This is a genomic window from Streptomyces sp. NPDC111606 (genome assembly GCF_055656945.1).
Genome location: NZ_JBVKBY010000002.1, coordinates 33460 through 47285, shown reverse-complemented (window position 1 = coordinate 47285; position 13826 = coordinate 33460). Strand labels below are relative to the sequence as shown.

Here is a 13826-nt window from a genome sequence, read left to right as displayed (position 1 = left end):
TCGAAAGAGTTACGGGGCCATGTGCCGTCTTCGGCACTCTACGTGAGGGGGCGGACACGAGGCAGACATGCACGACGGACCCTCAATGTTTCATCACAACCCATGCCCCATTCAGCCCTTTTTCTTCCCGTTTCACGGCGTTTGGGGCTAGATTCGCAATGAGTCATATTTTCATCTTCTTAGATCGTAGATGTACGGTCGTAGACACCGTATCCGCCCAGAACGGCTACAAGGGGTCACGCAATGGCAGATTTCTCCCGCCTTCCCGGACCGAACGCGGACCTGTGGGACTGGCAGCTGCTGGCTGCATGTCGCGGGGTGGACAGTTCGCTCTTCTTTCATCCGGAGGGCGAGCGCGGTGCGGCTCGGAGCGCTCGAGAGAACTCGGCCAAGGAGGTCTGCATGAGGTGCCCGGTGCGCGCGCAGTGCGCGGCACACGCGCTGGCGGTGCGCGAACCGTACGGCGTCTGGGGCGGCTTGACCGAGGACGAGCGCGAGGAACTCATGGGGCGGGCACGCAACCGGCTGGTCTCGGCCTCGACGGCCGGCGGCGAATCCGGCTCACACCATTGAAGGAACGTTTCTGCACCTAAGGGCACGCGCACGCGTGCCCTTCTTCTTCGGCGCAGCAGGCTCTAGCGGGCGGCGGCCCGCGCCAGCTGTTCCAGCGTCGCCGCGACGGCCGGCACCTGCGCGAGGTCGGGCAGGGTGAGCGCGACGATCTCCCGCCGGACCGCCGGTTCCAGCGTCACCATGCGCACCCCCCGCGGCCGTACTGACTCGACGGCGAGCTGGGGCAGGACGGCCACGCCCAGGCCGGCGCCGACCAGGCCGACGACCGCCGGATAGTCGTCGGTGGCGAAGTCGATACGGGGCGTGAAGCCGGCGCTCTCGCAGACCTCGATCAACTGCCCTCGGCAGCGCGGGCATCCGGCGATCCAGGGCTCGGACGCGAGCTCCCCGATGGCGACCGAGCCGGAGGACGCGGTGCGCGCGAGCCGGTGCCGTTCCGGTACGAGGCCGACGAGACGATCCGTCAGCAACGGACGTACGACGAGGTCGTCCCACTCCCCTTCCTGGGCCGCGCCCTCGTAGCGGAAGGCGAGGGCCACGTCGCAGTCGCCCTCGCGCAGCAGCTCGACGGACTTCGGCGGCTCGGCCTCCTCCAGGGAGACCCGGGTGCCGGGGTGCGCGGCGCGCAGGGCGGCGAGGGCGGTCGGGACGAGGGTGGAGCTGCCGCTGGGGAAGGAGACGAGCCGCACGCGGCCGGCCCGCAGCCCGGCGATGGCGGCGACCTCCTCCTCGGCGGCGGTGAGTCCCGCCAGGATCCCGGCGGCGTGCCGCACCAGCGCCTCGCCGGCCTGGGTCAGCCGCATCTCGCGTCCGGTGCGGATCAGCAGGGGTGTGCCGACGGCTGCTTCCAGTGCCTTCATCTGCTGGCTGACAGCGGGCTGGGTGCAGCCCAGTTCGCGCCCCGCCGCGGAGAAGGAACCGGTGGTGGCGACGGCGCGCAGGACACGGAGGTGACGGGCTTCGAGCACACAATCGAGCATAAGCGAACCTTGGAGTACGCGCCGAATAATGCGTCGACACTTTGGACGTACGTCGCTTACCGTGCCGTCATGAAGCTTCTGTCTGTGAATCTGGGCCGCGCGAAGGCGGTGCCGTACACGGATCACGCCGACGGTGTGACCGGCATCGACAAGCAGCCGGCGGCGGGGCCGGTCCTGGTGGCGGCGCCCGGGCCGAAGGGCGTCGGGGGGAGCGGGCTGGCCGGGGACACGGTGTGCGAGAAGCGGCACCACGGCGGCGACGACCAGGCCGTGTACGCGGTCGCGCGCGAGGACCTCGACGACTGGGAGCGCGAGCTGGGGCGGTCGCTGGCGAACGGCGTGTTCGGCGAGAACCTCACGACGTCCGGCCTGGACGTGTCCGGTGCGCTGATCGGGGAGCGCTGGCGGATCGGGCCCGAGGTGGTGCTGGAGGTGACGTGCGGCCGGATTCCCTGTCGTACCTTTCAGGGCCATCTGGGTGAGACGCAGTGGGTGAAGCGGTTCACGGCGAAGGCCGCGCCGGGCGCGTATCTGCGGGTGATCGAGCCGGGTGAGATCCGGGCGGGCGACGCGATGGAGATCATCCACCGCCCGGATCACGACGTGACGGTGGCGCTGCAGTTCCGGGCCGTCACGACGGAGCGGAAGCTGCTGCCGCGGCTGCTGGCGGCGGGTGACACGCTGCATCCGGAGTCGCTGGCGGCGGCTCGGAAGTATGTGTCGCAGCACGGGGTCTGACCGCGGCTCACCTGCCTGGTATTCGCCAGGGCTTCACGGACTGGGAGGCCCTGTGCAGAGAGCGGACGCGCAGACTCCGGGTCATTAACCTTGCGCCATGACAACGGCTCTCATCACGGGATCGACCGCGGGCATCGGCGCGGCCTTCGCACGGCGGCTGGCCGCCGACGGACACAACCTGGTGCTCGTGGCCCGGGACACCAAGCGGCTGCACGAGCAGGCGACCGAACTGCACGACCGGCACGGCATCGAAGCGGAGGTCCTGACGGCCGACCTCGCAGAGGACACCGGCATCGAGACTGTCGCCGCCCGCCTCGGCGACCGCAGGAACCCGGTCGACCTGCTGATCAACAACGCCGGCTTCGGCAACAAGGGCCGCTACCTCGACGTCTCCATGGCCGACGAGCTGAAGATGCTCAAGGTGCACTGCGAGGCGGTACTGCGCCTGACGTCGGCTGCGTCGGAGGCGATGCGGGAGCGGGGGCGGGGCGGTGTCGTGAACGTCGCCTCCGTGGCGGCCTTCGTACCGCGCGGCACGTACGGCGCGTCCAAGGCCTGGGTCGTGCAGTTCACGCAGGGCGCGGCCCGGGATCTGGCCGGGAGCGGGGTGCGGCTGATGGCGCTGTGCCCGGGGTTCGTGCGGACCGAGTTCCATGAGCGGGCCGGGATGGGCACGGACAACATCCCGGGGTGGATGTGGCTGGACGCGGACAAGCTGGTCGCGGCTGCGCTCCACGATCTGGCGAAGGGCAGGACGGTGTCGATTCCGGACCCTCGCTACAAGGTCCTGCTGGGCGCGGCGAAGCTGGTGCCGCGGGGGGTGCTCGGGGGGATCAGCTCGCGGACGGGGCGCAAGTACGGACCGCAGTAGGCGCGCTGGGCAGGGCCGGGCGCCCGGGCCGCCGCGGTGGGAAAATGGTGGTGTCCAGCCGCACCCAGCATGACCGGGAGGCCACGACGCCATGACCTTCGTACAGCTCATCGACTGCAGGACCAGCCGTTTCGACGAGATGAACCGGCTGATGGACAGGTGGGTCGAACAGACCAAGGGGAAGCGGACGGCGACGCACGACGTCATCGGGAAGGACCGGTCCGACGCGTCGCACTTCATCGAGATCGTGGAGTTTCCGTCGTACGACGAGGCCATGCGGAACTCCGATCTGCCCGAGACCGGCAGGATCTTCCAGGAGATGGTGGCGCTCTGTGACGAGCCGCCCACCTTCACCGATCTGGACGTGGTGCGCGACGAGCAGCTGAACGTCCTGGCGGCGCGGACCTTCTTCGAGGCCATGGGCAGGATGGCGCCGGAGCGGATCGGTGAGCACCTCACGGACGACTATGTGGATCACGATCCGTCGTATCCGCGGCCCGTGCAGGGTGTCGACGGCATGCGCGAGGTGTATGCGGGGTGGCGGGGCGCCTTCGACTTCACCTTCCGGATCGACGACCAGATGGCCCAGGGCGACCAGGTGTGCACCCGGTGGACGTGGGTCGCGCGGCACAAGGCCGAGTTCCTGGGGATCTTGCCGACCGGGCAGGACGTGGCCATGCAGGGCATGACCTGGCAGCGGTTCAGGGACGGCAGGATCCGCGAGAGCCGCTGGCTCTACGACCGGGCGGGTCTCCTGGAGCAACTGGGGGTACTCGGCGAGTGAAGCCCGCGAAGGGGAAGGCCCCGGTCCCGCACGGGAGTGCGGGACCGGGGCCTTCTGCGTGCGTATGAGCCGCTGGGCTCAGCGCGCGTGAGCTGCTGGGCTCAGTGGGCGTGCCCGTGGCCGTGGCCACCGGCCGCCGGCTCCTCCTCTTCCTTCTTCTCGACGACCAGGGTCTCGGTCGTGAGGAGGAGGGAGGCGATGGAGGCGGCGTTCTCCAGGGCGGAGCGGGTGACCTTGACCGGGTCGATGACGCCGGCCTTGACCAGGTCGCCGTACTCACCGGTCGCGGCGTTGAAGCCCTGGCCCTTGTCGAGCTCGGCGACCTTGGAGGTGATGACGTAGCCCTCCAGGCCGGCGTTCTCGGCGATCCAGCGCAGCGGCTCGACGGCGGCCTTGCGGACGACCGCGACACCGGTGGCCTCGTCGCCGGTCTTGTCGAGGTTGCCCTCGAGGACCTTCACGGCGTGGACCAGAGCGGAGCCACCACCGGAGACGATGCCCTCCTCGACCGCAGCGCGGGTCGCGGAGATGGCGTCCTCCAGACGGTGCTTCTTCTCCTTCAGCTCCACCTCGGTGGCGGCGCCGACCTTGATCACGCACACGCCGCCGGCCAGCTTCGCGAGGCGCTCCTGGAGCTTCTCGCGGTCCCAGTCGGAGTCGGTGTTCTCGATCTCGGCCTTGATCTGGGCGACGCGGCCCGTGACGTCCGCGGAGTCGCCGGCACCGTCGACGACCGTGGTGTCGTCCTTGGTGACGGTGACGCGGCGGGCGCTGCCCAGCACGTCCAGGTCGGCCTGGTCGAGCTTGAGGCCGACCTCCTCGGAGATGACCGTGGCGCCGGTGAGGACGGCCAGGTCCTGCAGCATCGCCTTGCGGCGGTCACCGAAGCCGGGGGCCTTGACCGCGACCGCGTTGAAGGTGCCGCGGATCTTGTTCACGACCAGGGTCGACAGGGCCTCGCCGTCGACGTCCTCGGCGATGATCAGCAGCGGCTTGGAGGCACCGGCCTGGATGACCTTCTCCAGCAGCGGCAGCAGGTCCGCGATGGAGGAGATCTTGCCCTGATTGATGAGGACGTACGGGTCCTCCAGGACGGCCTCCATGCGCTCCTGGTCCGTCACGAAGTACGGCGACAGGTAGCCCTTGTCGAAGGCCATGCCCTCGGTGAAGTCCAGTTCCAGACCGAAGGTGTTGGACTCCTCGACGGTGATGACACCGTCCTTGCCGACCTTGTCCATCGCCTCGGCGATGAGCTCGCCGACCTGCGTGTCCTGGGCGGACAGACCGGCGACGGCGGCGATGTCGGACTTCTCGTCGATCGGGCGGGCGGTCGCGAGGAGCTCCTCGGAGACCGCGGCCACGGCCGCGTCGATGCCCTTCTTCAGCAGCGCCGGGGAAGCACCCGCGGCGACGTTCTTCAGGCCCTCGCGCACCAGCGCCTGGGCGAGCACGGTGGCGGTGGTCGTACCGTCACCCGCGATGTCGTTGGTCTTGGTCGCCACCTCCTTCACCAGCTGGGCGCCGAGGTTCTCGTACGGGTCCTCGACCTCGACCTCACGGGCGATGGTGACGCCGTCGTTGGTGATGGTGGGCGCGCCGAACTTCTTGTCGATGACGACGTTGCGGCCCTTGGGGCCGATCGTCACCTTGACCGTGTCGGCCAGCTTGTTGACGCCGCGCTCGAGGGCGCGACGGGCGTCCTCGTCGAACTTCAGGATCTTCGCCATGACAGCGGGAGCCCTCTCGAATCTGTGGGTTAAAAAGACACTGCGCCCCGGGCGCCCGGCTTCTTATGTGGTCGCGGGGGCCAGGGGCGCAGCTGGAAGCAAAAATGCTTGAGGTGTCTTACTTCTCGATGATCGCGAGCACGTCGCGAGCCGAGAGGACGAGGTACTCCTCGCCGTTGTACTTCACCTCGGTGCCGCCGTACTTGCTGTACAGCACGATGTCGCCGGTCTTGACGTCGAGCGGCAGGCGCTCGCCGTTCTCGAAGCGGCCCGGGCCCACGGCCAGGACGACGCCCTCCTGGGGCTTCTCCTTGGCGGTGTCCGGGATGACCAGGCCAGAGGCGGTGGTCTGCTCGGCGTCGAGCGGCTGGACCACAATGCGGTCCTCGAGCGGCTTGATGGCAACCTTGGAGCTGGTGGTCGTCACGATCCGACCTCCCCCTTCGGAGATCTCACGGGGTTAACTGTCTGAGGTGGCGACCAGGTGGATCCGTCGTCGCGGGTGCCGGACCTGCCCGTCGCGTAGTTGGCACTCTCCAGTGGGGAGTGCCAGACCCGAGACTATGACCGCGATTAGCACTCGGTCAAGCGGACTGCTAATTCGCTGCGCTTGCTGTGCCGCGTTCGGGTGACCGGGCGCGCTTTGGGTGAACGGTGTTGCCGTGGCCGCCTGAGGGCTGCCGCCCCCAGACCCCCGCCATCGGCCTGGACGGCCTCGTCCTCAAACGCCGGACGGGCTGAATTTGCCTGGACCGGCGCCAAAAGGATCCCTCAGACGCCTGGCCCTCAGATGTAGTCCTCCAACCGGCCCACCGTCAGGCCCCGCTCCTGAATCTCGCGCAGCAGCCTCGTCGTCCGCTCTCTCAGCGTCAGCCCCGCCGGCTCGGCCGACGGGACCGACACGATGTCCCCGGCCCGCAGCCGTCCGGGGCCGTGCGCGTACGTCAGTTCGCCGTCGCCCTCCATGGCCGCCCGCCACAGCACGACCGCCGTCACCCCGCAGTGGGCCGCGGCACGGAGTGTGGTCGTGTCGTACGTGCCGTAGGGCGGGCGGAAGAGGCGGGGGCGGATGCCGAAGCGGGCGCGGAGCTTGTTCTGCTGGCCGCAGATCTCGGCGCGCTGGCCGGCGTACGGCAGACTGCGCAGGGCGGCGTGGTCGAGGGTGTGGTTCTGGATCGACGCGCCCACCGAGCGCAGGCGCGCGAAGTGGCCGTAGCCCGGGCCCACCACGCTGTCCGTGAGGAACATGCTGACGGGCAGCCGTAGTTCACGGACCATGTCGACGAAGCGGGGGTCCTTCTCGGCGCCGTCGTCGTAGGTGAGGAAGACGACCTTGTCACGGGTGGGCGCGCGATGCACGACGGGCAGTGGGTGGCCGCCGGGCGGCCCGAGCCGCAGCCGACGGCCGGGCGGGGGCGGTGGCGCGGCGAGTGGGGTGGTCAGGCCCCAGCGGCGGTACGGCTGTGTCGTGTGCGTCGGGCTGTCCGCCGACCGTGTGCTGTGGGCCGCCCTGTCGCCCGGCTTCGCCCCGCCGGGGCCGACCGGGCCGGTCGGCTGCGCGCACCCGGCGAGCACTGAGGAAGCCAGCACCAGGAGCGCCACGGCCCACAGACCGGGCGTCCGCCTCACAGGTAGTCCTCGAGCCGGGCCACCGCGAACCCCTCGGCCGTCACCTTGTTCAGGAACCGGCGGATCATGTCGGGCATTGTGCCCTTCCAGTCCCCCCTGCCCCGGAAGTGAGTGAGGACGATGTCACCCGATCGGATCTTCTGGTCCCACTCGCGGTACTCCCAGTGGTCGACGAAGACCTCCTCGTTCCACAGCGGGACGTACTCGATGCCGCACGACTTCGCGGCGCGCAGGCTGTCCTTGTCGTAGTTCCCGAAGGGCGGGCGGAAGAGCAGCGGGGCCTTGCCGTAGCGCTCCTCGATGATCTCCTGCATGCCGCAGATCTCGTACTGCTGGCGGCGGTAGGAGAGGGCGGGGAGGTAGGGGTGGTGGAGGGTGTGGTTGTTCAGGGCCACGCCACTGCGCTGCATCCGCTTGAAGTAGCTGTAGTCGTCCTTGATCACGTAGTCGCTGAGGAAGGCGGTGTACGGCACCTGCAGGTCGTCCATCATCCGCAGGAAGACGGGATCCTTCTCGGCGCCGTCGTCGATGGTGAGGAAGACGACCCGCTGCTTGGTGGGGATGGTCGTGAACACCGGCGGGAGACCGAGTTCCTCGTGCCCGTCGACCTCGAAGCCCTCGCGCGTGGTGATCTTCGGCTTGGTGGCGGGTGGGGGCGGGGGCGTGAGCGGGATTCTCGGCAGGCCCCAGCGTTTTGCGGCGGCGGCTCGGGCGGCGACGGACTGCGCCGACTTGAACTTCTTCGGGTGCGCGCCGGGGGTGTTCCCGGCGTGCGGGCCCGCACTGGTGGCCGGGGGCGGCGCCTTGAGGGGCTGCCGGCTCGGGGTGGGGTGTGCGGGCCCGGATGCGCCTGTGCCCGCCGGTGCGCAGCCCGCGGCGATGGCGGCGACGGCGAGCACGGCGACTGCTCCGCGGGCCCGTGAACCTGCCGCCGCCCGGCCACACCGCCCTGCGGATGCCCCATTGGGGCTACTTTTGTCATTTTGTACTACTAGTCGCATGGTGCGGGATCTTGGCAGGCGCCCGGCCCGAAGCCGGGCCGACACCGCCGTGGCGAGACGCACCATCCACCGACTGGCCCACAGTGAGCGGCCGGTCCGCCGGCTGGCGGACAATGACCCGGTGAACGACCTCGCCGCCTTCTTCTCCCTCCGCACCCCCGAGGGCCGCGCCCTCCTCGACGCCGTACGCGACACCGACCCCGCCGACGAACTCGCCGTCGCCACCCGGCTGCGCCGCGAGCACCCCGCCGAGCTGGTGTCGGCGGCGCTCGGGCAGGCGCGGCTGCGGCAGCGGGCGGTGGCGAAGTTCGGGGCGGTGGACGCGGGGCGGATGTACTTCACGCCGAACGGCGTGGAGCAGTCGACGCGGGCGAGCGTCGCGGCGTACCGGGCCGACCGGATGAAGGAGCTGGGGGTGGGCTCGGTCGCCGACCTGTGCTGCGGGATCGGGGGCGACGCGATCGCGTTGGCGCGGGCCGGGATACGGGTGCTGGCGGTGGACCGCGACCCGGTGACGGCGGCCGTGGCACGGGCGAATGCGGAGGTCCTCGACCTGACCCGCCTGATCGAGGTGCGGGAGGCGGACGTCACCGAGGTGGACGTCTCCGGCTACGACGCCGTGTTCGTCGACCCCGCCCGTCGGGGCGGCCGCGGGAGGATCTTCGATCCCGAGGCGTACTCGCCGCCGCTGTCCTGGGCCGTGGAGACGGCCCGCAAGGCACCCCGTGCCGCGCTGAAGATCGCGCCCGGCATCCCGCACGAGGCGATCCCGGCGGAGGCCGAGGCCGAGTGGATCTCGGACGGCGGGGACGTGAAGGAAGCGGTGCTGTGGTTCGGGACCGGTCCCGGGGCCGTTCGGGCCACCCTGCTGCCGGGACCGCGCTCCCTGCTCTCCCGAGGCCTCCCCGACCCCGAAGTCCGGCCGGTCGGACGGTACTTGTACGAGCCGGACGGCGCCGCCATCCGCGCCCACCTGGTCGCCGAGGTCGCCCAGCAACTGGACGGCGGCCTGATCGACGCGACCATCGCGTACGTCACGGCGGACGAGCTGCGGCCGACGCCCTACGCCGCCGCCTACGAGATCACCGATCAACTCCCCTTCAACGTGAAGAAGTTGAAGGCACTGCTGCGGGAGCGCGAGGTCGGCATCCTGACCGTGAAGAAGCGCGGGTCGGCGGTCGAGCCGGAGGAGCTGCGCAAGAAGGTCAAGCCTCAGGGGCACAACGCGGCGACCGTGTTCCTGACCCGGGTGGCGGGGGCGCCGACGATGCTGGTCGGGCGGCCCGCGTAGTCAGACCTCGTCGCCCTCGTCGCCGGCCGCTCGCTTCAGCAGCATCTCGCGCTCCCGCTCGTTGCGCGTCAGTCGCGCCGCCCGCTCGAACTCGGCCCGCGCCTGCGCCGTACGGCCGAGACGCAGCAGCAGATCGCCGCGCACGCTCGGCAGCAGGTGGTAGTCCCGCAGCGCCGGTTCGGAGGCGATCGCGTCGACGATCTCCAGCGCGGGCTCCGGCCCCTGCGCCATCGACACGGCGACCGCGCGGTTCAACTCGACCACGGGGGACGGGGAGCGGGCGGACAGCAGGCCGTACAGGGTGGCGATGGTCTTCCAGTCGGTCTCCTCGTAGGTGTACGCGTGCGCGTGGCAGGCGGCGATCGCGGCCTGGAGGGCGTACGGCCCCGGCGCTCCCGTGGCGGTGGCGCCCGCGCGGTCCAGCGCTGCGATGCCGCGGGCGACGAGCATGCGATTCCAGCGGCCTCGGTTCTGCTCCTTGAGGAGGATCGGCTCGCCGGACGGGCCGGTGCGGGCCGCGGTGCGGGACGCCTGGAACTCGAGAAGGGAGGTCAGGCCGTGCACCTCGGGCTCCTTGGGCATCAGTCCCGACAGCACGCGGGCCAGCCGCAGCGCGTCCTCGCACAGCGACGGGCGCAGCCAGTCGTCGCCGGCCGTGGCGGCGTACCCCTCGTTGAAGATCAGGTAGATGACGTCCAGGACCGAGCCGAGGCGTGCCGCGCGGTCGGGGCCGTACGGCACCTCGAAGGCGACGTTCCTGGTCGCCAGGGTGCGCTTGGCGCGGACGATCCGCTGGGCGACCGTGGCCTCCGGAACCAGGAACGCCCGGGCGATCTCCGGCGTCGTCAGCCCGCCGAGGAGACGCAGGGTGAGGGCGATGCGGGCCTGCGGCGACAGCACCGGATGGCACGTGGTGAAGACCAGCCGCAGCAGGTCGTCGTCGATGTCGTCGGGGTCGTGGAGGGCGGACGGCTCCTCGGGCGGTGCCGTCGTCTCCAGGTCGCGGCCGATCTGCGCGAGCTTGCGGGCGTAGTTCTCGCGGCGGCGGATCAGGTCCACGGCGCGGTGCCTGGCGGCGGCCATGAGCCAGGCGCCCGGGTTGTCGGGGACGCCGTCGCGGGGCCACTGCTCCAGCGCGGCGACCAGCGCGTCCTGCGCGAGTTCCTCGGCGATCCCGACGTCGCGGACCACCCGGGCGACGGCGGCGATCACGCGAGGAGACTCGATGCGGAAGACGGTCTCGATGGCGCCGTGCGGGTCTGCGGTGGGCTGCGGGGTCACAGCCCACCATGCAACACCCGTACGGCCGGGTATCCAAGGAGGGCGGATCAGCCCTCGGCGATCTCCCGCAACTCGCAGGTGACCTGCCAGCCCTCCCCGTGGACCTTCACGAACCGCGAGGCCCACTCCAGCGCCTCGGCCTTGTCCTTGCACTGCGTGATCGCGTAGCCGCCGATGACCTCCTTCGACTCGGTGAAGGGCCCGTCGGTGACGGAGACGTTCGCGCCGTCCCAGTGCACGCGGGTGCCCTGCGCCGACGGGGTGAGACCGGCGGTGTCGAGCATGACGCCGGCCTTGGTGATCTCCTCCAGCAGCTCCCCCATGCGCTGCATCATCTCGGGGCTCGGGCCCTCGGCGGGGGCGGTGGACTCGTCGATCCGGACGAGCGACAGGTAGCGCGGCATGGTGACTCCTCAGGGGCGATGACCGGGTCCTTCCCGGCTCTCACCCCTGCGTCGAACGGGAGGCTGCCGGATCGACACGCTCCCCGGACTTTTTTCGAAGATCTTTTGCTGTCACCGCAGCGACTCCCACAGCTCCCCCGCCTCCGGCTCCCGAGCCACCACCCGGTTGCGGTCCGACGGCGCCGGCACCACCGGCATCGTCACCGTCCGCACGGTGTCCGAGGACAGCCCCTGCAGGCTCTGCCCGAGGCCCGTCAGCTCGCCGAGTGAGTCCAGACCCGTGTCGGTCGTCAGGCTGCCGGTCACCGCGTCGGCGACACGGTAGAGGCGGGCCGGGTCGGCGAGGAGGTCGGTGGCGGAGATCTGGTCCAGCAGGGCCGTCACCAGCTGCTGTTGCAGGCCTATACGGCCGAGGTCGCTGCCGTCGCCTATGCCGTGCCGGGTGCGCGCGAGGGCCAGCGCCCGGGTGCCGTCCAGGTGATGCGTGCCCGCGTCGAGGGTCAGGTGGCTGTCCTCGTCGTCGATGTCCTCGTCCGTAGTGACGGTGACGCCGCCCAGCGCGTCCACCAGCTTCGCGAAGCCCGAGAAGTCGATCTCGATGTAGTGGTCCATGCGGACGTTCGTGAGCGACTCGACCGTCTTGACCGCACAGACGGGGCCGCCGAGCGCGTACGCGCTGTTGAACATCGCGTTGTACGCCACCTCCGTCGAACCGCCCGACGGCAGCGGGCAGGACGGGCGGGTGACCAGGGTGTCGCGCGGGATGCTGACGACGGTCGCCCCGGTGCGGCCGGCGTCGATGTGCACCACCATCGCCGTGTCCGAGCGGGCGCCGGTGCTGCTGCCGCCGCCCAGCTTCTTGTTCTCCTCGCCGGTGCGCGAGTCCGAGCCCAGCACGAGGATGTTCAGGGAGCCGGTGGGCAGCGCGGAGGCGGAAGCCGACGGGACCGGTGTCGTCCGGCCGCTCAGGGGGCGGTCGTCGCCGAGGGCGCTGTCGATGTCGACGCTCTTGATGTTGTGGTTCAGGTGCCAGTACGCCCAGCTCACGGCAGCCGCGCCCAGCACCAGGGCGCCCGCGAAGACGAGTCCGGCCGCCTTCAGCGCCGTCGGCCGCCGACTCGCCCGTCCGCCCAAGTCCCCGTCCGCTGCACGCCCGTTCGCCCCAAGTCCCGTCACAGGCAGGAACGTACGTCCGAATTATTACGGGCAGGAGCGGCAGAGCGCCTTTTCTTCGGAAATTCTCAGACTTCCAGGAGGACCCGTCGAAGCACATCCGAAAGTTTCGGTCGACCAACCGACTGGCTTCGACGAGCATGGGGCTAAGCCGCCGGCGGCGCCCCCGTACTGCTGCGCACCACCAGGCTCGTCGCCAGCTCCACCCGCGTCGCCACCGGCGCACCCTCCTCCCGCGCGAGGTCGAGGACCAGCTTCGCCGCCGCCTCGGCCATCTCCGTCAGCGGCTGCCGTACGGTCGTGAGCGGCGGCCCCACCCAGCGTGCGATCGGCAGATCGTCGAAGCCGACCACGCTCAGGTCCTCCGGAATGCGCAGCCCCTGCTCGCGTGCGGCCTCGTACAGCCCGAGCGCCTGAAGGTCGTTGCCGGCGAAGACGGCGGTCGGCCGGTCCGGGCGGCGCAGCAGTTCCAGGCCCTGCCGGTAGCCGGTCTCGTGGTGGAAGTCGCCGGGCCGGATCAGGTCCGGCTCGACCGGGAGCCCGGCCGTCTCCAGAGCGGCGCGGTAGCCGTCGATGCGCGCGCGGCTGCACATCATGCGGGACGGCCCGGTGATCGCGCCGATCCTGCGGTGCCCGAGCTCGACCAGATGCCGGGTGGCGGCCAGCCCTCCCTGCCAGTTGGTGGCCCCGATGGACGGCACGTCGGCGCCCGGGTCGCCCGCCGGGTCCATCACCACGAACGGGATCGAACGGCTGGTCAGCAGGGCACGCTGGGACTCGTCGAGCCCGGACAGTACGAGGATCACGCCGTGCGGGCGCCGGGCGGCGACCTGGTCGGCCCACGTCCTGCCCGGGGTGAGCCGCCCGGCGCTCTCGCTCAGCACGACACTCAGCCCCGCGTCGCGGGCGACGTTCTCCACGCCCCGGATGACCTCCATCGCCCACGCGCTCTCCAACTCGTGGAAGACCAGGTCGATCAGGGGTGAGCGGCTCGCCTCGGCCCGCCGTCGGCGGTAGCCGTGGGCGCGCAGCAGTTCCTCGACGCGGGTGCGGGTGGCCGGGGCGACGTCGGCGCGTCCGTTGAGGACCTTCGAAACTGTCGGCGCGGACACGCCGGCCTCGCGGGCGATCTCGGCGAGCGTCGCGGTCTGGGTGGACCGGCCGGTCGACGGTGGTGTCGTCCGGGTTTCACGCGTTGTGGTCCGGCTTTCGGCGGGCTCCGAGGGTGTCATGGCGGCGATCGTATCCCTGCGCGACCTCTTGACGAACCCTTCTCACCGCGCCTAGGTTCCCGGAACATTCGAGGTGAATAGCGAAACATTCGCGAGAGGCTGATGTGAGGGCCTCCCAGCCGCCGCCCCGGCCAGGAGTTTC

General features: G+C 70.5%; 14 protein-coding genes. 5 read left to right on the top strand and 9 right to left on the bottom strand.

Annotated features, from left to right (window positions below; genetic code table 11):
• Window positions 1-243 precede the first annotated feature (243 nt).
• Window positions 244-573: a WhiB family transcriptional regulator gene (locus tag ACZ7M7_RS08160; RefSeq protein ID WP_383611931.1), complete on the top strand. Its 330-nt coding sequence runs from the start codon at window positions 244-246 to the stop codon at window positions 571-573.
• 62 nt (window positions 574-635) lie between these two features.
• Here ACZ7M7_RS08160 and ACZ7M7_RS08155 read toward each other — a convergent pair whose 3' ends face one another.
• The gene (locus ACZ7M7_RS08155) at window positions 636-1541 is read right to left on the bottom strand and encodes a LysR family transcriptional regulator (RefSeq protein WP_383611934.1); all 906 of its coding nucleotides are present in this window, start codon (window positions 1539-1541) and stop codon (window positions 636-638) included.
• An 81-nt stretch (window positions 1542-1622) separates the two neighbouring features.
• Between ACZ7M7_RS08155 and ACZ7M7_RS08150 the strand changes: the two genes are divergently transcribed.
• The 3 genes from ACZ7M7_RS08150 (at window position 1623) to ACZ7M7_RS08140 (ending at window position 3946) form a co-directional block, all read left to right on the top strand.
• Window positions 1623-2291 (top strand): MOSC domain-containing protein, encoded by a 669-nt coding sequence (locus tag ACZ7M7_RS08150; protein ID WP_383611937.1) that lies wholly within the window; start codon window positions 1623-1625, stop codon window positions 2289-2291.
• 97 nt (window positions 2292-2388) lie between these two features.
• A complete protein-coding gene (locus ACZ7M7_RS08145; RefSeq protein WP_383611940.1) occupies window positions 2389-3162 on the top strand; it encodes an SDR family NAD(P)-dependent oxidoreductase in 774 nt (257 codons plus the stop codon).
• 91 nt (window positions 3163-3253) lie between these two features.
• Window positions 3254-3946, top strand: coding sequence for an ester cyclase (locus ACZ7M7_RS08140; RefSeq protein WP_383611942.1), 693 nt, complete (start codon window positions 3254-3256; stop codon window positions 3944-3946).
• Between the two features lie 101 nt (window positions 3947-4047).
• Here the strand turns inward: ACZ7M7_RS08140 and groL are convergent, their stop codons facing one another.
• The 4 genes from groL to ACZ7M7_RS08120 form a co-directional block, all read right to left on the bottom strand.
• The gene (gene groL / locus ACZ7M7_RS08135) at window positions 4048-5673 is read right to left on the bottom strand and encodes a chaperonin GroEL (RefSeq protein WP_383611944.1); all 1626 of its coding nucleotides are present in this window, start codon (window positions 5671-5673) and stop codon (window positions 4048-4050) included.
• Between the two features lie 118 nt (window positions 5674-5791).
• A complete protein-coding gene (gene groES, locus ACZ7M7_RS08130; protein ID WP_003998759.1) occupies window positions 5792-6100 on the bottom strand; it encodes a co-chaperone GroES in 309 nt (102 codons plus the stop codon).
• Between the two features lie 359 nt (window positions 6101-6459).
• Window positions 6460-7302 carry a polysaccharide deacetylase family protein gene (locus tag ACZ7M7_RS08125; RefSeq protein ID WP_472114089.1) on the bottom strand — a complete coding sequence of 281 codons (843 nt, stop codon included), beginning with the start codon at window positions 7300-7302 and terminating at the stop codon, window positions 6460-6462.
• A complete protein-coding gene (locus ACZ7M7_RS08120; protein WP_472114086.1) occupies window positions 7299-8303 on the bottom strand; it encodes a polysaccharide deacetylase family protein in 1005 nt (334 codons plus the stop codon). Before ACZ7M7_RS08120 ends, ACZ7M7_RS08125 begins: the two co-directional genes overlap by 4 nt.
• 121 nt (window positions 8304-8424) lie before the next feature.
• On the opposite strand from ACZ7M7_RS08120, the gene ACZ7M7_RS08115 reads away from it, so the two are divergent.
• Window positions 8425-9594 carry a THUMP-like domain-containing protein gene (locus ACZ7M7_RS08115; RefSeq protein ID WP_383612050.1) on the top strand — a complete coding sequence of 390 codons (1170 nt, stop codon included), beginning with the start codon at window positions 8425-8427 and terminating at the stop codon, window positions 9592-9594.
• Here the strand turns inward: ACZ7M7_RS08115 and ACZ7M7_RS08110 are convergent, their stop codons facing one another.
• The 4 genes from ACZ7M7_RS08110 to ACZ7M7_RS08095 form a co-directional block, all read right to left on the bottom strand.
• The gene (locus ACZ7M7_RS08110; RefSeq protein WP_383611953.1) at window positions 9595-10875 is read right to left on the bottom strand and encodes an RNA polymerase sigma factor; all 1281 of its coding nucleotides are present in this window, start codon (window positions 10873-10875) and stop codon (window positions 9595-9597) included.
• A gap of 47 nt (window positions 10876-10922) precedes the next feature.
• Complete coding sequence (locus ACZ7M7_RS08105; RefSeq protein WP_383611956.1) at window positions 10923-11279, bottom strand: YciI family protein; 357 nt, start codon at window positions 11277-11279, stop codon at window positions 10923-10925.
• Between the two features lie 111 nt (window positions 11280-11390).
• Window positions 11391-12461: an LCP family protein gene (locus ACZ7M7_RS08100; protein ID WP_472115176.1), complete on the bottom strand. Its 1071-nt coding sequence runs from the start codon at window positions 12459-12461 to the stop codon at window positions 11391-11393.
• A gap of 137 nt (window positions 12462-12598) precedes the next feature.
• A complete protein-coding gene (locus ACZ7M7_RS08095; protein ID WP_472114082.1) occupies window positions 12599-13684 on the bottom strand; it encodes a LacI family DNA-binding transcriptional regulator in 1086 nt (361 codons plus the stop codon).
• Between the last annotated feature and the right edge of the window lie 142 nt (window positions 13685-13826).